A 17,734-nucleotide genomic window follows, 5' to 3' on the forward strand; every position below is an offset into this window, starting at 1 on the left:
GTGACCTGACTGCCGAATCATGCCTACAGTGATTATCTGGTGCATCCTTGCGGCGGCCCTGGGGTTGGCGTGGTTGCTTACCGGCGCGCTGCGTCGGTATGCGCTGGCCAGCCGCAGCTTGCTTGACGTCCCGAACAGCCGTAGCTCGCATGTGGTGACGACCCCGCGCGGCGGCGGCGTGGCCTTCGTGGTGAGCTTTCTGCTCGGACTGCCGGTGCTCGTCTTGCTGGGGCTGCTGCCCGCGGTCACCGCCATTGCGCTGGGCGGGGCGGGCACGGCAGTTGCGATCATCGGTTTTCTGGACGACCGCGGCCACGTCGCGGTCCGGTGGCGCCTGCTGGTGCATTTTGGCAGCGCCGCCTGGCTGATGGCGTGGTTTGGCGGCCTGCCCGCGGGCGTGTTGGGCCAGACGTCCGCATTTTGGGCCGCGGCCGCAAGCGTGCTGGGCGTTTTCGCGCTGGTTTGGCTGCTCAATCTGTACAACTTCATGGATGGCATCGACGGCCTGGCCGCTTCCGAGGCGATCTGTGCGGCCGTTGGCGGCAGCGCGATCTACATCCTGACCGGCCACGACGGCGCGGCGGTGGCGCCCCTGCTGCTGGCCGCCGCAGTGGCCGGATTCCTGTTGTGGAATTTCCCGCCGGCGCGCATATTCATGGGCGATGCCGGCAGCAGCTTCCTGGGCATCGTCCTGGGGGGTCTGGCGCTGCAAGCCGCGTGGCAGCAACCCGCATTGCTGTGGGCCTGGATCATTCTGCTGGGCGTCTTTGTGGTGGACGCAACGTGGACGCTGCTGCGTCGGCTTGGACGCGGCGAGCGCGTGTATCTTGCGCATCGCATGCACGCCTACCAGCATGCGACGCGCCGGTTTGGCGCGCACAAACCGGTGTTGCTGACCGTGATTGCGTTGAACCTGTTCTGGCTGTTTCCCCTGGCGCTTTGCGTGTCGCGGGGCTGGATGTCTCCCGGGGTTGGCGTGCCGCTGGCTTATGCGCCGTTGCTGGCGCTTGCCATCGGCTGCAAGGCCGGAGAGCCCGAGAACAAGGGTCAGCACCCGCAGCCGTCGTAACACCGCGGCGCACACTCGGACAACTGCTATCTGTTTTCAGGCGCCGGCGTGCTAACGTCGGCGCAGTCGGCAGCCGCCGGGCGGTGGGCGGTGGGCGTATTGCTACACTTCCGTTTCGTGTCTTGATCGAGACCACGAAGATCAGGCGCCGAGTGACCAAGCGCCGAGTGACCAGACGCTTAGTGACCAGACGCTGAATGACCAAGCCTTAAGCAGGACGAGCGGCATGGATGGCCGGCAGGCGCCGCTCGGTTGGGGTCGACAATAAGGGACAAAAAGAGACGATGGCGAGATCGCTAGTGATTATCGGGGCGGGCATGCACGGGCGCGCGGTGGCCGAGGCCGCCGAGCTCAGCGGAAACTGGCAGGAGATCCTGTTCGTTGACGACCGCTGGCCGGCCATCCAGGAGGCCGCGGGCCGCAAGGTCGTGTCCAATCTGGCCGGTTTGAGCGGCCTGGCGGCCAACGCTACGCAAGCGATTGCGGCGGTGGGCAACAATGCGTTGCGCGCTACCTGGGTCGCGGCCATCCAGGATGCGGGGCTGCCCCTGGCCACCGTGATCCACCCTGCGGCGTCGGTCAGTCCCAGCGCCACCATCGAAGCGGGTACGGCCATCCTGGCGATGGCAATGGTCGGCGCCAGTGCCTATATTGGAATGGCGTCGATCCTGAATGCGCACAGCACCGCGGATCACGACACCCATCTGGACAGCTACGCGCACCTGGGTACCGGCGTGCAGTTGGCCGGGGGGGTGAAGATCGGCGCGGGCGCCTGGCTGCAGGCCGGGTGCTGCGCGGGGTATGGCGTGGTCGTTCCCCCCGAAACGGTGTATCCGCCGGGAACCGCGCTGAGCAGTTGATTCGCTTGACCGAATTTCTTGTCAATCCTTTAACTGGACGCAGCAGGACGTAGACCGTGCCGTTACCCATCGCATTTCGCTCACTCATGGTGTTTCTGTTCGACCTGTTTGCGGCGCTCGTCGCATGGGTGGGTGGCTTTCTGCTGCGCTTCAATTTCGAATGGCCGGTCGGCTATGGCAACCAGATGCTGCTCGGCTTGCCGTTGCTGCTGGTCGTGCACGCCATCGCGTGCCGCTGGGCCGGTCTCTATCGCGGCATCTGGTTGTTCGCCAGCCTGCCCGATCTGAAGCGCGTGCTGAAGGCCGTGGCGGTGTCGGCGATCGCGCTGCTGATCGTGGCCAATCTGGTCCCGCCCTCGTATTCGATTCCCCGTTCGCTGTTCCTGCTGTACCCGCTGCTGTTGCTGCTGTTCATGGGCGGTGGCCGGGCCACGTGGCGGATGTGGAAGGAACACCGGCTGTATGGCGGCCTGATCGCCCAGGGCAAGCCGGTCGTGCTGGTGGGCGCCGGCAGCCGCGCGGCCTCGCTGGTGCGCGAGCTGGAACGCAGCCCCGAATGGCAGGTCGTGGCGCTGGTCGATGACAATCGCAAGAAGTGGGGCCGTGAGCTGGGCGGCTACCCCGTCGTGGGCTCGCTGGACAGCCTGCCGGGGGTGCTGCAGGAGTTCAAGGCGCGCCACATCATCCTGGCGATGCCCAGCGCGCCGCCCGAGGTCCAGCGCCGCGTGACGCAGGTGGCTGTGCATTCGGGGGCGCAGGTCTTCGTGCTGCCCGAGGTCGACGACCTGATGAGCGGACGCGTCGCCATCAGCCAGATGCGTCCCGTCGAAATCGAGGATCTGCTGGGCCGTGACCCCGTGCAGATCGACACCGCCAACGTGAGCACCTTGCTCCGGGGCACCACCGTTCTGGTCACCGGCGCCGGCGGGTCGATCGGCAGCGAGCTGTGCCATCAGCTCGTGCGCTTTGCGCCGGCGCGCGTGGTGCTGGTCGAAACGAGCGAATACGCGCTCTACGTCATCGAGCAATGGTTCTCCCAGCATTGGCCGGCCGTGGACGTGGTGACGCTGGCGGGCGACGTGAAGGACGCGGACCGTATGGACGAGATCTTTGCGCGCTACCGGCCGCAGGTGATCTTCCACGCCGCGGCGTACAAGCATGTGCCGCTGATGGAAGTCGACAACGCCTGGCAGGCGGTGCGCAACAACGTGGGCGGCACGCTGGTCGTGGCCCAGTGCGCGCAACGGCACAAGGCCGAACGGTTTGTCCTGATTTCCACCGACAAGGCCGTCAACCCGACCAACGTGATGGGCGCGACCAAGCGCCTGGCCGAAATGGTCTGCGAAGCGTTTCAGGCCGAAAAGGCGGGCACGCGATTCGGCATCGTCCGCTTCGGCAACGTGCTGGGCAGCACCGGCAGCGTCATCCCGAAATTCCATCAGCAGATCCAGCATGGCGGGCCGGTGACGGTGACGCACCCCGACATCACACGCTATTTCATGTCCATTCCCGAGGCCGCGCAGCTGGTGCTGCAGGCGGCCGCCATGGGGCACGGCGGCGAGATCCACGTGCTGGACATGGGTTATCCGGTCAAGATCGTGGACCTGGCGCGCAACATGATCCGGCTGTCGGGATACGACGAAGCGCAGATCAGGATCGAGTTCACCGGGCTGCGGCCGGGCGAAAAACTCTATGAAGAATTGCTGGCCGACTGCGAGCAGACGCAGCCGACGCCGCACACCAAATTGCGCATCGCGCGCTCCCGGCCGGTGCCGCCGGATTTCCTGCGCGAATTGAGCGCGTGGCTGGATAGCGGAAAGACGTTCGCCGATGAGGTCGTCCGCGCGGGTCTGTTGCGATGGGTGCCGGAGTACACGCCGAAGGTCCATGCCAACGGGCTTGAGGATGCTGCGGCCGCGGCCGCGCGCACGGCGGAGTCGCCGTGACGGCCGGCATCGACGCGCCCCGGGTCGGCGTGCTGGGCGCGACCAGCCTGGTGGGCGCCGCGCTGCTGAGCGAGCTCAAGGCCCAGGCATTCGCGCCCATCGCGTATTCGCGCCGGCGCGGCCCCTCCACGGACGACGGCGTTCAGTGGCGCGCGCTGCCCGATGCCGGGGGCAAGCCGGAATCGGTGTTTGGCGGCGAACACATTCCCGTCTGGGTGTCTCTGGCGCCCATCTGGATCCTGCCGCAGTATTTCGAGGCGCTGCGCGCCAGCGGCGCCAAGCGCATCGTCGCGCTGTCGTCGACCAGCCGGTTCACCAAGACGTCTTCCTCAGTGGAATCCGAGCAGGCTCTCGCCCGCAAGCTGATCGACGCCGAGACCGCCCTGATCGAATGGGCCGAAGCGTCCGGCATCGAATACGTCATCCTGCGCCCGACCCTGATCTACGGCGGCGAGAAGGACGGCAATATTTCCGAAATCGCCCGGTTCATCCGCCGGTTTGGCGTCTTTCCCGTGTTTGGCGCGGCGCGGGGCTTGCGGCAGCCCGTCAAGGCTGCGGATATCGCCGCGGCCAGCGTTGCGGCCGTCAGTGCGCCCGCGGCGGCCAACCAGGCGTACAACCTGTCGGGCGGCGAAACCCTTCACTACCGCGAGATGGTCGCGCGAGTGTTCGCGTCGATGGGCAAGCGGCCCCGCATCCTGACGGTGCCGCTGGGCGTCTTCAAGCTTGCGCTGGCGGTTGTGCGGCGTGTGCCGCGCTACCGGCATTGGTCCGTCGGCATGGCCGAACGCATGAACGAGGACCTGGTGTTTCCGCATGACGCCGCCCAACGGGATCTGGGCTATCGGCCGTCGGCATTCGAACCGTAGGCATCCGCCGCGCGCCGCGCAAAATTTCACCCCTTGGGACGCCCCAGGCTCATGGAGGGGACGGTTTGTTGTAAATTGCCGGAATTCTCGGGATTTTCCATCGCCTTCCAACGGGTCAATGCAACCGTGATTGACCCTTGCGCACGGCCTGAACCTCTGCTTTCTTCTTGATGCCCACTCGCATTCTCATTGTCCGCACGTCCTCGCTGGGCGACCTCGTCCACATGCTGCCTGCGATCACGGATATCGCCCGGCACGTGCCGGACGCGCAGATCGACTGGGTCGTCGAGGAAGCGTTTGCCGAGATCCCGACGTGGCATCCCGCCGTCAACGAAATCATCAAGGTCGCGCACCGGCGCTGGCGCAAGTCGTGGTGGTCCGCCCAGGTGCGGGCCGAGCGCCGCGCGCTGCGTGAACGGCTGCGCGCCGTGCGCTACGACGTGGTCCTGGACATGCAGGCCCTCCTGAAATCGGCGTGGCTGGTGCGCCAGACGCAGGGCGTCAAGCACGGCCTGGATTGGCGCTCTGCCCGCGAGCCGCTGGCCTCGCTGTTCTACAACGTGCGTCATCGCGTCGAGTTCTGGCAGCCGGCGGTGATCCGCCAGCGCAAGCTGGCCGGCCTGACGTTCGGCTATCAGCATGCCGGCCTGCCGGATTTTGGACTGCAGGCCTTCGCGCGCCAGGCGACCCAGGCGCCCGAGCCGGTCGTGGAAGTGGGCAGCGGCGGCCTGAACGCCGCCGAGCTGCCCCGGCTGCACCACCTGGACACCGATCGTGGCTATGCGGTGATCATGCCGTCGGCCAGCCGTGACGACAAACTGTGGCCCGAGGAAGACTGGCGCGTGGTGTTCCGCCGCCTGCGCGAGGCCGGCTGCACGCTGAAGCTGCTTGCCGGCAACGAGCAGGAAGCCGAGCGCGCCCAACTGCTGGTGGCCGGCATGGAGGGCGCCGAGGTCATGCCCCGCATGGATCTGTCCGCCGTGGCCAAGCTGCTGGCGGGCGCGCGCCTGATGGTGGGACTGGATAGCGGCCTCACGCATCTTTCCGCCGCGCTCGGCCGTCCCACGATCGGCATCTACCGGGCGTCCACGCCCGTGCGAACCCCTCTCGTCGGCTCCAACTACACCGCCAGCCTGGGCGACCGCGGCGCCTCGCCGTCGCGCGAGGCCGTGATGGCCTCGGTCGAGCAGGCGCTCGCCGCGCAGTGACATGAACCGCGGCGTCTACACGCTTGGGCTTCGGGCTCTCGCGCCGCTGATCTGGCTATGGATGGCCCGCCGCGCCAAACGCGCCGGCGGCCGCTGGGAGATCTTTTCGCCCGAGCGTTTCGGGCGTTTTGATCCGACCTCCGTGTTGCCGGACAACCCGGTCTGGGTGCATGCCGTCAGCCTGGGCGAGACCCGGGCCGCATTGCCATTACTGAATGCGCTGCTGGCGCGCGGCCTGCCGGTGTTGCTCACGCACACGACGGCAACCGGCCGCGCGGAAGGCGAGCGCCTGTTCAAGGACGCGATCGCGCAGGGACAACTGCGGCAGGTCTGGCTGCCCTACGATTTTCCCGGCGCGACGCGCCGCTTCCTGGCGGCGCATCGGCCGCGCTGCGGCCTCCTGATGGAACGCGAGATCTGGCCCAATCTGCTGGCCGCCGCGCGGCAGGCGCGGGTGCCGATGGCGCTGGTCAGCGCACGCTATTCCGCGTCGTCGCTGCGGCAGGCGCGCCGGATGGGCGGCGTGATGCGCGAGGCGCTGGCTGGGTTGGACAAGGTGCTGGCGCAGACGGCGGAGGATGCCGGACGGCTGGCCGAGGCGGGTGCGCCGGCGGCCGTCGTGACCGGCAATCTCAAGTTCGACCTCGTGCTGCCGCCCGCGCAGGTGGAGGCGGGACGCGCGTGGCGCGCGCAGCTCGGCCGGCAGGTCGTCGCGGTCGCCAGCACGCGCGAGGGCGAGGATGCGCCGTTCATCGACGCGATCAAGCGGCACGCGGCTGCGCCGGGCGCGCCGCTTTTTCTGCTGATTCCGCGCCATCCCCAGCGCTTTGACGAAGCCGCGCGGCTGCTGTCGGATGCGAAAGTGGGTTTTGCGCGCCGTTCCGAAGGCACGCTGCCGCCGCCGGATGCCGCCGTGCTGGTCGGGGATACGCTGGGCGAGATGGCCTTCTATTACGCGGCCTCGGACGTCGCGATCGTGGCCGGCAGCTTTGCGCCGCTGGGTGGCCAGAACCTCATCGAAGCCTGCGCGGCGGGCGTGCCGGTCATCGTCGGGCCGCACACGTTCAATTTCAAGCAGGCGGCGGAAGACGCTGTTGAGGCGGGGGCCGCGTTGCGTGCGGCCGATCCGGCGCAGGCGGTGGACGCGGCGATCGGGCTGCTCTCCGACATGGCCCGCCGGCAAGCGGCGGGCCAGGCCGCTCGCATGTGGTTCGACCAGCATGCGGGTGCGACGGGGCGCACGATGGCCGCGTTGGGGCCGTGGCTGGATGGACCGGCCACCGGCCGTTAGAAGACGAACCGGCCTTCGGCCTTGAGCGGGGAAACCGGGCTGTGGCCGCGAAAGGGCGAATTGGCCCCAGCCAACCAGCAACCCATCAGCCTTCCGCCATCAAGGCGATTTGCGCGGCGCCAGCGTGACCGCGCCCGCATTCAATTCCTGGCTGAATCGCCGCGCATCGCGGCCTTGGTCTTCGGGCCGGGCGCCGAGCCAGCCTTGTCCCAGCGCATAGACGCCCAGGTTCGCCAGCAGGATCAGGATGAAGAGCACGCGCATGCCGGGCCTTCGTCAGGGATTGGTGTTCATGGTGGCGCGCGCCACGGCGGCCAGTCCGTCCAGGACGGGATGGTCCAGGTAGACGGGAACCGGCGTCGCGCCGAACGCGCCGCCCGCGTCGGCCAGCAAGCGTTCGATTTCCTGGTGCACCTCGGGCCAGCCGCCGCCGGCCGCGTAGATCTGCGGCGTCTGTCCATAGCGCTGGCGGCCCGCCAGCCATTGGCGCACGACGGCGCCGGCCTGCGCGGCGGCGATGCCCGAGGCGATGGCCTCGTGCGTGTCCGTGGGGTAGGGCACGACCTGGCCGTTGGCGATGGGCAGGTTGGCGGTGCCGTGGGCAAGCGAGGTGCGCATCATGGCCGGGCCCGGCAGGATCAGGCCGCCCGCAAAGACATTGTCCGGTCCGACGGTGTCGATGGTGGTGGCGGTGCCGAAGCTGGCCAGCACGAAGGGCGGGTGCGTGCCCGGCAGGCGCGACAGCACGCCGAGCAGTGAGGCCCAGCGGTCGGCGCCGAGCTGCGTGGGGGTGCGATAGCTGTTGACCAGGCCCAGCGTCGTCGCTTGTGACGGCGACCAGGTGACGGCGCAGCCGTGCTTTTGCAGGATGGCCGCGATGGCGTCGCCACGCGTCGCGCCAGCGACATTCACGCCCAGCGCGCGTCGTGGCGGCCGGGGCAGGGCGGCAAGCCAGTCATCCAGCGCGTTCAGGTCCAGGCCGTCGAAAGCGACGGCCGCGGGCTCGCGCGGCATGTCCGGATTGCTGGCGTCCAGCCAACCCACTTTGAGGCGGCTGTTGCCGGAGTCGATGAGAATAATCATGCTTGGCGTCGAATCGAAATTTCACCGACCGAGATCGGTGTGGCGCCCTCGGGCGTTTGCACCAGCAGGCGGCCTTGCTCGTCCACGCCACAGGCGGTGCCGCTTAGAAGAATAGCGCCCTTGTCCAGCACGTTCACCTTGCGGCCCGCCAGCGCGTCCACCTGGTCGAAACGCTGCCGGAAGGCGCCGAAGCCGTCACGCTCGAGCGTGCGCACTGCCTCGTGCCACGCCGCGGCGCTGGCGCAGATCAGGTCCGCGGCCACCGCTGCGTGCGCGGCGCCGGCCTGCACCTGCGACCAGTCCGCGATCTCGCGGTCCAGGGCGAGCGACAGTGCGGCCGCATCGGCAAGATTGACGCCCATGCCGATCACCACGGTGTAGCCGGTGTCGCGGCCGCCCGGATTGCGGGTGGTCTCGACGAGGATGCCGGCCAGCTTGGCGTCGTGCCATTGAATATCGTTGGGCCATTTCATGCAGAGCCCCCGCGACGCCGGCCCGGCAACGGTGCGCAGCGCTTCGCAGGCGGCCACGCCGGCAAGCGGAGATAGCGCCGCCAGCTGCATGGCGGGCAGATGCACGTCGAAGGCGCACGAGAACATCAGCGTGGAACCCTGGCGGTTCTGCCACGGACGGCCCGCGCGGCCGCGGCCGGCGTCCTGCCGATGTGTGCCCAGCAGCCAGGGCTTGCCCGCGCCGGCGCCCGAACGCGCACGCGCGAGCAGGTCGGCATTGGTCGATCCGGTGGTGCCTGTCCAGGTGACGTCCTGGAAGGCGGGCAGGCGTTCCGCCAGCGTCCGGGCAAGCATTTCCGGGGCGGGCAGGTCGATGGGGCAAACGGGGGCGGGCATGGCCGCGATTGTAGGGCACGCGGGCTGCGCTCGCGGCTGCGGGGCGCCAGCGTTTATGATTGGCGATACATTTTTGCATCCGTACCCCGACGACATGCCGCATTCCGCATCGCTTGCGACCGCCGCCGCGCCTTTCCGCCACGAAGGCGGGGTTTGCCACGTCGGCGGCGACTGGAGCGTCCTGGCGCTGGCCGAGTCGGGCGAGGTCGAACGCAGACGTGAGGCGCTCGCGCGGGCGGCCAAGGAGGGGGCGCGCTGGGACATGCACGCGATCCACCGGCTGGATACCATCGGCGCGCTGATCATCTGGCAGGCCTGGGGCGAAAAACTGCCCGAGCGCGTGCGCTGGGGCGCGGGTCAGCAGGACGTCTTCAACGCGCTGGCGATGAACAAGGGCGAGCCCCCCGCGCCCGCCGCCAAGCCCGAAACCTGGACGTGGGTGCGCGCCACGGGCGGCGCGGTCCTGCGGGCCGCCGAAAACGGCAAGGCCCTGCTCATCATGCTGGGCCAGCTCGTGCTGGATGTGGGCGCCATGCTGCGCCGGCCCTGGCTGGGCCCGTGGCGCGAGATCTCCGCGCAGGTGTACCGGACCGGCGCACAGGCGCTGGGCATCACGGCGCTGGTGGGCTTTCTGATCGGCGTGGTGCTGTCCTATCTGTCGGCGCAGCAGTTGCAGATGTTCGGCGCCGACCGCTTCATCGTGCGCCTTCTGGGCGTGTCCATCGTGCGCGAGCTGGGGCCGGTGCTGGCGGCCATTCTGGTGGCCGGCCGGTCGGGGTCTGCGATCACGGCGCAGATCGGCGTCATGCGGGTCACGCAGGAACTGGACGCCATGCTGGTCATGGGCATTTCCCACGGCCAGCGCCTGATCCTGCCGCGCGTGGTGGCGCTGGCGATCACGATGCCGCTGCTGGTGCTGTGGACCAGCGCGATGGCGCTGCTGGGCGGCATGCTGGCGGCGCAGGCGCAGCTGGGCGTGTCCGCGCAATGGTTCCTGCAATCGCTGCCTGATGCGATCACACTGACCAATTACTGGATCGGCATGTTGAAGGGCGTGACCTTCGGCATCCTGATTGCGCTCATCGCCTGCCATTTTGGCCTGCGCATTCAGCCCAACACCGAAAGCCTGGGCCGCGGCACCACTACGTCCGTGGTCACGTCGATCACGGGCGTGATTCTGCTGGATGCGGTGTACGCGGTCATCTTCAGCTCGGTGGGCATCTGATGAACAACGCCACCCAGAATCGGCTGTTCACCGAAGAGGGCGTGACCGTCGAGCCGGTCATTACCGTGCGCGGCCTGCGAACCGCATTCGGCGACCACGTCGTGCACGAGAACCTGGATCTGACGGTGTTTCCGGGCGAGATCCTGGTGCTGGTCGGCGGCTCGGGCACGGGCAAGACGGTGCTGCTGCGGCAGATCATCGGGCTGGACGTGCCCGCAGCGGGCACGGTGAAGGTGCTGGGGCACACGCTGTCGGAACTGACGCCGGGCGAGCGCCGGCGCCTGTCATACCGCTGGGGCATGCTGTTCCAGGCCGGGGCGCTGTTCTCGGCGCTGTCGGTGTTCGACAACGTGGCGCTGCCCCTGCGCGAACTGCGCACGGTGCCGGAAGACCTGGTGCGCGACGTCGTCATGTGCCGCCTGGCCATGGTGGGCCTGTCGTCGCGCGATGCGGACAAGCGGCCCTCAGACCTGTCCGGCGGCATGGTCAAGCGCGTGGCGCTGGCGCGCGCGCTGTCGCTGGACCCGGAATTGCTGTTCCTCGACGAGCCGACGGCCGGGCTCGATCCGCTGCGGTCCGACGAGTTCGTGGACCTGGTGCGCAGCCTGCACCGGCAGCTTGGCTTTACCGTCGTCATGGTGACGCACGACCTGGACACGCTGCTGGCGCTGGCCACGCGCGTGGCCGTGCTGGCGGAGAAGCGGGTGATCATTTGCGACACGGTGCCTGAAGTCCTGAAGTTCGATCACCCGTTCATTCATACATTCTTCCTGGGCGAGCGCGGTCTGCGCGCGCTGGGAGACCTGGCACCGAAGGGAATGCACCATGGAAAACCGTAGTCATGCGCTCATGGCCGGTATCTTCACGCTGGTCCTGCTGGCTGCCGCGACGCTGACGGCCATCTGGATCGGCCGCGACCGGACGCAATTGCAGCCATACGAAATCATCTCGGCCACGGCCGTCACGGGCCTGAATCCGCAGTCGGCCGTGCGCTACCAGGGCGTGCCCGTGGGCCGCGTGCAATCGCTTGCGCTCAATCCCAACAAACCCGGACAGGTGCGCATCCGCATCGGCGTGGCGCCCAACACGCCGATCACCGAATCGACGTGGGCTGAGCTGGGTGTGCAGGGCGTGACCGGCATGGCCAACGTGGACCTGCGCGACGACGGCTCGTCGCTCAAGCGCCTGACCTCCACCGCCGAGCATCCGGCGGCCATCCCGCTGCGCCCGGGCTTTCTGGACCGCATCGAGAAGCGCGGCGACAAGCTGATCTCGAATGTCGAAGTGGCGACCGAGCAATTAAAGCGCGTGCTGAGCGAACAGAACGTGCAGGCGCTCACCGCCAGCCTGCAGAACGCCACCGACATTTCGCAATCGCTGAAGGAAGCCAGCCGCGACCTCGCGCCCACCCTGGCCAAGCTGGGTCCGTTGATGGACTCGCTGAACAGCACGTCGCGCCAGGCCGACCGCGCCGCGCGCGAGATCGGCGACCTGGCCCAGCAGGCCCGCCAGTCGCTGGCGCGCTTGAATGCGCCCGATGGCCCGCTGGCGGTCGCGACGCGCAGCCTGAACGACATCGCCCTGGCCGCCGCGCGGCTGGACGGCGAGACCCTGCCGGCCTTCACCACCATGGCGAACGACGTCAGCACGGCCGCGCGCGGCGCCGCCATCACCCTGCGCCGTGTGGACAGCACGCCGCAATCGTTCCTGTTCGGTCCCCCGCCCATCGCGCCGGGACCCGGCGAACCCGGCTTTGCCGGATTCCGGAGATAGACCTCATGAAGATGCGCAGCGCCATTCTGATCCTGACCCTGACCCTGGCCGGTTGCGGCATCGGCCGCGTGGACGCGCCGCCCACGCTGTTCGACCTGGGGCTGGACGCCCGGCCCGTGCCCGCCTTGCCCGCACGCGATCCGATCGCGCTGACATTCCAGTCGGCGCCGGGACTGACCGACACGGGCATGATCTGGCGCGTGGGCGACAGCGCCGCGCCGCGGTCCTATGCCACCTACCGCTGGGCCGCATCGCCCGCCGACCTGGTCCGGCAGCGCATCACCGATCGCCTGTCGCGACAGGGGGCCGTGCTGGGCGATCGCGTCACGTTGCAGACGCCGCAACTGCAGGTGTCGCTGGCGCAGTTCGAGCAGGTCTTTTCCGAGGACGGCCAGTCGAGCCAGGGACGCGTCCTGCTGCAGGCGGTGCTGCTGGACGGGCGCAACGTCGTGGACCAGAAGCGCATTCTGGTGGCCGCGCCCGCGCCCACGCAGGATGCCGAAGGCGGCGTCGCGGCGCTGCGCCAGGCCACCGACGACGCCAGCGACCAGCTTGCGCAATGGCTTGCCGTCACCCTGCGGCCGTCCGCCGCCGCCGCGCGCGGAAAGTGAGCGGCGGCTCGCGTCATCGCGCGCCGGTTGCGGTCATCCGGCATTTCGCCAGGCGGGCCGGGCGGTTAACATCGTTTCTTTTTTCCGCACGCTGAGTCCCGCCATGTCCGCACGCACTGAAACCCACGCTTTCGCCGGTCCCGCCGGCCGAATCGATTGCGCCATCGACTGGCCCGCCGACACGCCGCGCGGCTGGGCGCTGGTGCTGCATCCGCACCCGCTGCAGGGCGGCGCGCGCGAAAACAAGGTGGTCACGACCCTGTCGCGAGCCTGCGTGCAGCACGGCCTGGTGGCGGTGCGCCCCAACTTCCGCGGCGTCGGCCAGTCCGAAGGCGCCTTCGACAAATCCGTCGGCGAAACGCAGGACATGCTGGCCGTGGTTGCGCAAATGCGCGAACTGCATCCCGAACTGGCGCAGGCGCCGTGGGTGCTGGCGGGCTTTTCGTTCGGCACCGCGGTTGCCGCGCAGACCTACGCCGCGCTGGCGGAGGCGAACGAGGCCGTGCTGCCGTCGGCGCTGATGCTGATGGGACCGGCCGTCAACCGCTTCCAGTCTCATGAGGTGCAGGTGCCCGACGACACGCTGATGGTGCATGGCGAAGAAGACGAAGTGGTGCCGCTGTCCGAAGCCATGGACTGGGCGCGGCCGCGCTCGATTCCGGTGGTGGTGGTGCCGGGCGCCTCGCATTTCTTCCACGGCAAGCTGCTGGTGCTGCGCCAGCTGGTGCAGGCCCGTTTGAAGGTTGCGCTGGACTGAAACCGGCCTCGCAGCAGTCTGCAGGTTGCATCAGGTTGCATGTTTTAGGCGCGCGGGGAACCCCGCGCGGCCGGGATGGGTCTGATCGACTGCCTATAATTGTCAGCCACTTGCCCCGCGCCGGCGGGCGTCATTCCTGGACCCACGTTGCCGATGAAGAAATTGCCTCACTCCGCTCAATCCCCCGTTGTCTTTACCCGCCGCCTCGTTTCAGGCGCGGTGTTGTCAGCGATGCTGGCGGCCTCCATGCCAGCTTGGGCGCAGCAGGCGCCAGCCGCACCCGCCGCCGCGCCGGCCGCTGCGGCTCAGGCTCCGTCGCCCACGGGCGCGGTGCCGGTCGGAGACGTCTCGGCCGTCCCGGCGCCCACCATCGCGGCCAAGGCCTGGATCGTCGTTGACGTGAACAGCGGCCAGACGCTGGCCGCCTCCAATCCCGACATGAAGGTCGAGCCGGCCTCGCTCACGAAGATCATGACGGCCTACGTCGTGTTCAACGCGCTGGAAGAAAAGCGCCTGACGCTGGAGCAGACCGTGCCGGTGTCCGAGCACGCCTGGCGCACGGGCGGCTCGCGCATGTTCATCGAGCCGCGCAAGCCGGTCACGGTGGACGAACTGAATCAGGGCATGATCGTGCAATCGGGCAACGACGCCTCGGTGGCGCTGGCTGAAGCCGTGGGCGGCAGCGAATCCGCCTTCGCCGCGCTGATGAACCAGGAAGCCGATCGCCTGGGCATGAAGAACACGCACTTCATGAACGCGACGGGCCTGCCCGATCCGCAGCACATGACGTCCACGCGCGATCTGGCCACGCTCTCGGCGCACCTGATCACCGATCACCCGGACTTCTTCCACTACTACAAGCAGAAGAGCTACACCTACAACAAGATCACGCAGCCCAACCGCAACCGCCTGTTGTGGGCCGACCCGTCGGTGGACGGCATGAAGACCGGCCACACGGATTCGGCCGGCTACTGCCTGGTGTCGACGGCCGTGCGCGGCGACCGCCGCATTCTGGTGGTCGTGGTGGGCACCGACAGCGAAGCGACGCGCGCCGAAGAAAGCCTGAAGCTCCTGAACTGGAGCTTCCAGAACTTCGACACGGTCAAGCTGTTCGACAAGAGCCAGCCCGGCATCGACGCCCGCGTCTGGGAAGGCACCGCCGAAAACGTCAAGCTGGGTCCGCCCAACCCGGTGTCGATCGCCGTGCCGCGCGGCAAGGCAGGCGAACTCAAGCCGGTCGCCCAGCGCACCGATCCGCTCATCGCGCCGCTGGCCAAGGGCCAACAGGTGGGCACGCTGCAGTTCACGCTGGACGGCAAGGTGCTGCGCACCGAACCGCTGGTGGTGCAGGACGCCGTCGAACGCGCCGGCTTCTTTGGCCGCATGGTCGACACCGTCAAGCGCTGGTTCCAGTAAATCGGCGCCCCGCGGCCCAGGCCGCGGGTGTAAGCTAGCAGCGGGCGTTTCGTGCGCGAAACGCCCGTTTTGCATTCTTCGGGGGCGGGCCGCATGGCTCGTCCCTGTTCCATTTCAAATTCAGGAGTGCCTCATGATTCCGGGCGTGCCGGGCGAAAGCCAGGTGTATCTCAACGGTGAATTCCTGCGCGTGGACGAGGCCAAGGTCTCCGTCCTGGACCGCGGCTTCATTTTCGGCGACGGCATCTACGAAGTCGTCCCCGTGTACCAAGGCAATGCGTTTCGCATGGCCGAACACCTCGACCGCCTTGATCGCAGCCTGGCTGCCTTGCGCATCGCGCCGCCGTTCGACCGCAGCGGGTGGATCGACCTGATCCAGCAGCTGCTGGACCGCTCCAACCTGGACACCTGCATCGTCTACCTGCAGGTGACGCGCGGCGTCGCCAAGCGCGACCATCCGTTCCCCATGCCGGCCGTCACGCCGACGGTGTTCGGCATGATCGCGCCCTGGTCGCCGCCGCCGGCCGCGCAACGCGAGCAGGGCCTGTCCGCCATCAGCATTCCCGACGAGCGCTGGCTGCACTGCGAGATCAAGTCCGTGTCCTTGCTGGGCAACGTGCTGGCCAAGCAGCAGGCGGTGGACGCCCATGTCGACGAGGTCCTGCAGTTCCGCGACGGCTACCTGACCGAAGGCGCGTCCACCAACATCTGGGTAGTCTCCGGCGGCAAGCTGCTGGCCCCGCCCAAGAACAACCTGATCCTCGAAGGCATCCGCTACGGCCTGATGGGCGAGCTGGCCGCCGAGGCCGGCATCCCGTTCGAGTCGCGCCGCATCTCGCAAGCAGAGGTGGAGCAGGCCGACGAGCTGATGCTGTCGTCCGCCACCAAGGAAGTGCTGGCCATCGTGTCGCTGGACGGCAAGCCCGTGGGTTCGGGCAAGCCCGGCCCTGTTTTTGAGCAATTGCGTGCGGGTTATGATGCCCGCATCGCCGCGCTGTAGTCCTGGCGCGGGGCGGCCCTCTCGCGTTCGACGCGCGGCGGCCGCCCGCCCCGGCGCCCGCCGGCACTTGCCGGCGCGCCGCTTGCCCCCATATAAGAACATTCAGGGGCAACTCTTTTTAGGCACATCATGCACATTCCGCCCGAAGATTCTTTGATCGAATATCCCAGCGACTTTCCCATCAAGGTCATGGGCAAGCAGCATCCCGAGTTTGCGCAGACGCTGACCGAGGTCGTGCTGCAGTTCGATCCCGGGTTCGACGCCGCGACGGTGGAAATGCGCCCCAGCAAGGGCGGCAACTACCTCGGCCTGACCTTTACGGTGCGCGCGACCTCGCGCGAGCAACTGGACGCGCTGTACCAGGCGCTGCATGGCCACCCCATGGTGTCCATCGTCCTGTAAGGCAAGACCGCTGTGATCAAGTGGCTCGCGCGGCCGGCGGACTACCTGCCGGTCTGGCAGGACATGCAGGCGTACACCAGCCAGCGCGACGCCGGCACGCCCGATGAAATCTGGTTGTGCGAACACCTGCCGGTCTACACGCTGGGCCAGGCGGGCCTGCCGGAACACGTGCTCAACCCCGGCAACATTCCCATCGTCCATTGCGACCGCGGCGGCCAAGTGACTTATCACGGCCCTGGCCAGATCATGGCGTACGCGCTGTTCGACCTGCGCCGCGCCGACATGTACGTGAAGGAATACGTGGCGCTGCTGGAATCCGCCGTCATCGACACGCTTGTCCAATTGGGCGTGGGCGGGGCCTGTCGCAAGCCTGGCGCGCCGGGCGTCTACGTGCCGCATCCCGAAGGCGGCGAGCTGGCCAAGATCGCCGCGCTGGGCATCAAGATCCGCAACGGCCGCGCGTATCACGGCGTGTCGCTGAACGTCGAGATGGATCTGGCGCCGTTCCTGGGCATCAATCCCTGTGGCTACGAAGGCTTGCGCACCGTCGACATGGCGGCCTGTGGCGTGCGCTGCACGCCCACCGAAACGGGCGATGCGCTGGCGCAGAATCTTGCGCACGCATGGCATCGCCGAAGGATCGCGAATTGAAGACCTACACCGCGGCCGACGTCGCCGCCACCACGCCCGAGCAGCTTGCCCGCCTGCGCGAGTCCGGACCGCCCGAGGAATACGCCGCGTGGATCCGCGCCGCCGCCGAATTGGGGCTGACCGAGGCGCAGACCATCTACGGACAGATGCTGCTGGACGGCGTGGGGGTCGAGCGCCAGCCCGCCGAGGGGCTGGCGTGGTTCAAGCGCGCGGCGCACGCCGATCACCCCATGGCCATCAACATGGTGGGACGCTGCTATGAAAACGGCTGGGGCGTGCCGGCCGACGATACGGTCGCGGCGTACTGGTTCCGCCGGGCCGCCGACACGGGTCTGGATTGGGGCCTGTACAACTACGCCCACCTGCTGCGCACGGGCCGGGGCGGCGTGACGCAGAATCAGGCTGCGGCGCTGGCGATGTACCAGCAGGCCGCGCAGGCCGGCCACGTGAAGTCGATTGGCGTGGTGGGCCGCTACCACGAGGCCGGCGACGTCATCCCGCAAGACCTGAAACGCGCGTTCGATTGCTACCGGCGCTGCGCCGAAGGCGGCGACTTCCGCGGCATGTTCCACCTGGGCCGGATGCTGCTGCTGCAAGGCAAAAAGGAAGACGCCGTGCAATGGCTGGTGCGCGTGCCCGAAACCGCCACGCCGGCGTTTCTGAAAGAAGCCAACGGCATGCTGGAGGGCTGCGGCTTTCCGGCGCTGTACGAAACCGCGGACTGA

19 protein-coding genes are annotated in these 17,734 nt (G+C 68.2%); 16 read left to right on the forward strand and 3 right to left on the reverse strand.

From position 1 onward, the window contains the following. The first annotated feature begins 19 nt into the window (after nucleotides 1-19). From ASD71_RS25695 to ASD71_RS25720, 6 genes are all read left to right on the forward strand, one after another. Nucleotides 20-1,069: a glycosyltransferase family 4 protein gene (locus tag ASD71_RS25695; protein ID WP_056571178.1), complete on the forward strand. Its 1,050-nt coding sequence runs from the start codon at nucleotides 20-22 to the stop codon at nucleotides 1,067-1,069. Between the two features lie 284 nt (nucleotides 1,070-1,353). Next, nucleotides 1,354-1,929, forward strand: a complete 576-nt coding sequence (locus ASD71_RS25700; protein ID WP_056571180.1) for a hypothetical protein — start codon at nucleotides 1,354-1,356, stop codon at nucleotides 1,927-1,929. Between the two features lie 86 nt (nucleotides 1,930-2,015). Next, the gene (locus ASD71_RS25705) at nucleotides 2,016-3,875 is read left to right on the forward strand and encodes a nucleoside-diphosphate sugar epimerase/dehydratase (RefSeq protein WP_082579060.1); all 1,860 of its coding nucleotides are present in this window, start codon (nucleotides 2,016-2,018) and stop codon (nucleotides 3,873-3,875) included. Beyond that, entirely contained in the window at nucleotides 3,872-4,744 is an 873-nt protein-coding gene (locus ASD71_RS25710) for an SDR family oxidoreductase (protein WP_200949486.1), read from the forward strand. Before ASD71_RS25705 ends, ASD71_RS25710 begins: the two co-directional genes overlap by 4 nt. A 170-nt stretch (nucleotides 4,745-4,914) precedes the next feature. Continuing rightward, a complete protein-coding gene (gene waaC, locus ASD71_RS25715) occupies nucleotides 4,915-5,952 on the forward strand; it encodes a lipopolysaccharide heptosyltransferase I (RefSeq protein WP_056571182.1) in 1,038 nt (345 codons plus the stop codon). A 1-nt stretch (nucleotide 5,953) separates the two neighbouring features. Further along, a complete protein-coding gene (locus ASD71_RS25720; protein ID WP_056571185.1) occupies nucleotides 5,954-7,243 on the forward strand; it encodes a 3-deoxy-D-manno-octulosonic acid transferase in 1,290 nt (429 codons plus the stop codon). A 99-nt stretch (nucleotides 7,244-7,342) separates the two neighbouring features. Here the strand turns inward: ASD71_RS25720 and ASD71_RS28300 are convergent, their stop codons facing one another. Genes ASD71_RS28300 through ASD71_RS25730 form a run of 3 tightly spaced genes read right to left on the reverse strand, consistent with a single transcriptional unit; the run spans nucleotide 7,343 to nucleotide 9,174 of the window. After that, nucleotides 7,343-7,507 (reverse strand): hypothetical protein, encoded by a 165-nt coding sequence (locus ASD71_RS28300; protein ID WP_200949488.1) that lies wholly within the window; start codon nucleotides 7,505-7,507, stop codon nucleotides 7,343-7,345. A gap of 12 nt (nucleotides 7,508-7,519) precedes the next feature. Then, nucleotides 7,520-8,326: a type III pantothenate kinase gene (locus ASD71_RS25725; protein WP_056571187.1), complete on the reverse strand. Its 807-nt coding sequence runs from the start codon at nucleotides 8,324-8,326 to the stop codon at nucleotides 7,520-7,522. Then, entirely contained in the window at nucleotides 8,323-9,174 is an 852-nt protein-coding gene (locus ASD71_RS25730; RefSeq protein WP_056571189.1) for a biotin--[acetyl-CoA-carboxylase] ligase, read from the reverse strand. The genes ASD71_RS25725 and ASD71_RS25730 overlap by 4 nt, the downstream gene beginning before the upstream one ends. 94 nt (nucleotides 9,175-9,268) lie before the next feature. Between ASD71_RS25730 and ASD71_RS25735 the strand changes: the two genes are divergently transcribed. From ASD71_RS25735 to ASD71_RS25780, 10 genes are all read left to right on the forward strand, one after another. Beyond that, on the forward strand, nucleotides 9,269-10,399 hold the full coding sequence (locus tag ASD71_RS25735) for an ABC transporter permease (protein ID WP_056571285.1): 1,131 nt from the start codon (nucleotides 9,269-9,271) through the stop codon (nucleotides 10,397-10,399). Beyond that, nucleotides 10,399-11,238: an ABC transporter ATP-binding protein gene (locus ASD71_RS25740; RefSeq protein WP_056571191.1), complete on the forward strand. Its 840-nt coding sequence runs from the start codon at nucleotides 10,399-10,401 to the stop codon at nucleotides 11,236-11,238. Before ASD71_RS25735 ends, ASD71_RS25740 begins: the two co-directional genes overlap by 1 nt. Beyond that, nucleotides 11,225-12,172: an MlaD family protein gene (locus ASD71_RS25745; RefSeq protein ID WP_056571194.1), complete on the forward strand. Its 948-nt coding sequence runs from the start codon at nucleotides 11,225-11,227 to the stop codon at nucleotides 12,170-12,172. Before ASD71_RS25740 ends, ASD71_RS25745 begins: the two co-directional genes overlap by 14 nt. A gap of 5 nt (nucleotides 12,173-12,177) precedes the next feature. Continuing rightward, nucleotides 12,178-12,783, forward strand: a complete 606-nt coding sequence (locus ASD71_RS25750; protein ID WP_056571195.1) for an ABC-type transport auxiliary lipoprotein family protein — start codon at nucleotides 12,178-12,180, stop codon at nucleotides 12,781-12,783. Nucleotides 12,784-12,886: 103 nt separating this feature from the next. Continuing rightward, nucleotides 12,887-13,540: an alpha/beta hydrolase gene (locus ASD71_RS25755; protein WP_056571197.1), complete on the forward strand. Its 654-nt coding sequence runs from the start codon at nucleotides 12,887-12,889 to the stop codon at nucleotides 13,538-13,540. A 153-nt stretch (nucleotides 13,541-13,693) separates the two neighbouring features. Further along, complete coding sequence (locus ASD71_RS25760) at nucleotides 13,694-14,956, forward strand: D-alanyl-D-alanine carboxypeptidase family protein (protein ID WP_105241189.1); 1,263 nt, start codon at nucleotides 13,694-13,696, stop codon at nucleotides 14,954-14,956. A gap of 133 nt (nucleotides 14,957-15,089) precedes the next feature. Beyond that, nucleotides 15,090-15,956: a D-amino acid aminotransferase gene (locus ASD71_RS25765; protein WP_056571200.1), complete on the forward strand. Its 867-nt coding sequence runs from the start codon at nucleotides 15,090-15,092 to the stop codon at nucleotides 15,954-15,956. Nucleotides 15,957-16,085: 129 nt separating this feature from the next. Then, nucleotides 16,086-16,358 (forward strand): YbeD family protein, encoded by a 273-nt coding sequence (locus tag ASD71_RS25770; protein ID WP_056571203.1) that lies wholly within the window; start codon nucleotides 16,086-16,088, stop codon nucleotides 16,356-16,358. A 12-nt stretch (nucleotides 16,359-16,370) separates the two neighbouring features. Further along, the gene (lipB, locus tag ASD71_RS25775) at nucleotides 16,371-17,009 is read left to right on the forward strand and encodes a lipoyl(octanoyl) transferase LipB (RefSeq protein ID WP_056571205.1); all 639 of its coding nucleotides are present in this window, start codon (nucleotides 16,371-16,373) and stop codon (nucleotides 17,007-17,009) included. Continuing rightward, nucleotides 17,006-17,734, forward strand: coding sequence for a tetratricopeptide repeat protein (locus ASD71_RS25780; protein WP_056571287.1), 729 nt, complete (start codon nucleotides 17,006-17,008; stop codon nucleotides 17,732-17,734). Before lipB ends, ASD71_RS25780 begins: the two co-directional genes overlap by 4 nt.

The sequence above is a fragment of the Achromobacter sp. Root565 genome, assembly GCF_001427425.1.
Taxonomy (GTDB): Bacteria; Pseudomonadota; Gammaproteobacteria; order Burkholderiales; family Burkholderiaceae_B; genus Achromobacter; species Achromobacter spanius_D.

What these genes read in the sequence shown, in the direction of transcription:
- ASD71_RS25695 (WP_056571178.1), top strand. Translation starts at nt 20, where the DNA reads ATGCCTACAGTGATTATCTGGTGCATCCTTGCGGCGGCCCTGGGGTTG.
- ASD71_RS25700 (WP_056571180.1), top strand. Translation starts at nt 1,354, where the DNA reads ATGGCGAGATCGCTAGTGATTATCGGGGCGGGCATGCACGGGCGCGCG.
- ASD71_RS25705 (WP_082579060.1), top strand. Translation starts at nt 2,016, where the DNA reads ATGGTGTTTCTGTTCGACCTGTTTGCGGCGCTCGTCGCATGGGTGGGT.
- waaC (WP_056571182.1), top strand. Translation starts at nt 4,915, where the DNA reads ATGCCCACTCGCATTCTCATTGTCCGCACGTCCTCGCTGGGCGACCTC.
- ASD71_RS25720 (WP_056571185.1), top strand. Translation starts at nt 5,954, where the DNA reads ATGAACCGCGGCGTCTACACGCTTGGGCTTCGGGCTCTCGCGCCGCTG.
- ASD71_RS28300 (WP_200949488.1), bottom strand. Translation starts at nt 7,507, where the DNA reads ATGCGCGTGCTCTTCATCCTGATCCTGCTGGCGAACCTGGGCGTCTAT.
- ASD71_RS25725 (WP_056571187.1), bottom strand. Translation starts at nt 8,326, where the DNA reads ATGATTATTCTCATCGACTCCGGCAACAGCCGCCTCAAAGTGGGTTGG.
- ASD71_RS25730 (WP_056571189.1), bottom strand. Translation starts at nt 9,174, where the DNA reads ATGCCCGCCCCCGTTTGCCCCATCGACCTGCCCGCCCCGGAAATGCTT.
- ASD71_RS25735 (WP_056571285.1), top strand. Translation starts at nt 9,269, where the DNA reads ATGCCGCATTCCGCATCGCTTGCGACCGCCGCCGCGCCTTTCCGCCAC.
- ASD71_RS25740 (WP_056571191.1), top strand. Translation starts at nt 10,399, where the DNA reads ATGAACAACGCCACCCAGAATCGGCTGTTCACCGAAGAGGGCGTGACC.
- ASD71_RS25745 (WP_056571194.1), top strand. Translation starts at nt 11,225, where the DNA reads ATGGAAAACCGTAGTCATGCGCTCATGGCCGGTATCTTCACGCTGGTC.
- ASD71_RS25750 (WP_056571195.1), top strand. Translation starts at nt 12,178, where the DNA reads ATGAAGATGCGCAGCGCCATTCTGATCCTGACCCTGACCCTGGCCGGT.
- ASD71_RS25755 (WP_056571197.1), top strand. Translation starts at nt 12,887, where the DNA reads ATGTCCGCACGCACTGAAACCCACGCTTTCGCCGGTCCCGCCGGCCGA.
- ASD71_RS25760 (WP_105241189.1), top strand. Translation starts at nt 13,694, where the DNA reads ATGAAGAAATTGCCTCACTCCGCTCAATCCCCCGTTGTCTTTACCCGC.
- ASD71_RS25765 (WP_056571200.1), top strand. Translation starts at nt 15,090, where the DNA reads ATGATTCCGGGCGTGCCGGGCGAAAGCCAGGTGTATCTCAACGGTGAA.
- ASD71_RS25770 (WP_056571203.1), top strand. Translation starts at nt 16,086, where the DNA reads ATGCACATTCCGCCCGAAGATTCTTTGATCGAATATCCCAGCGACTTT.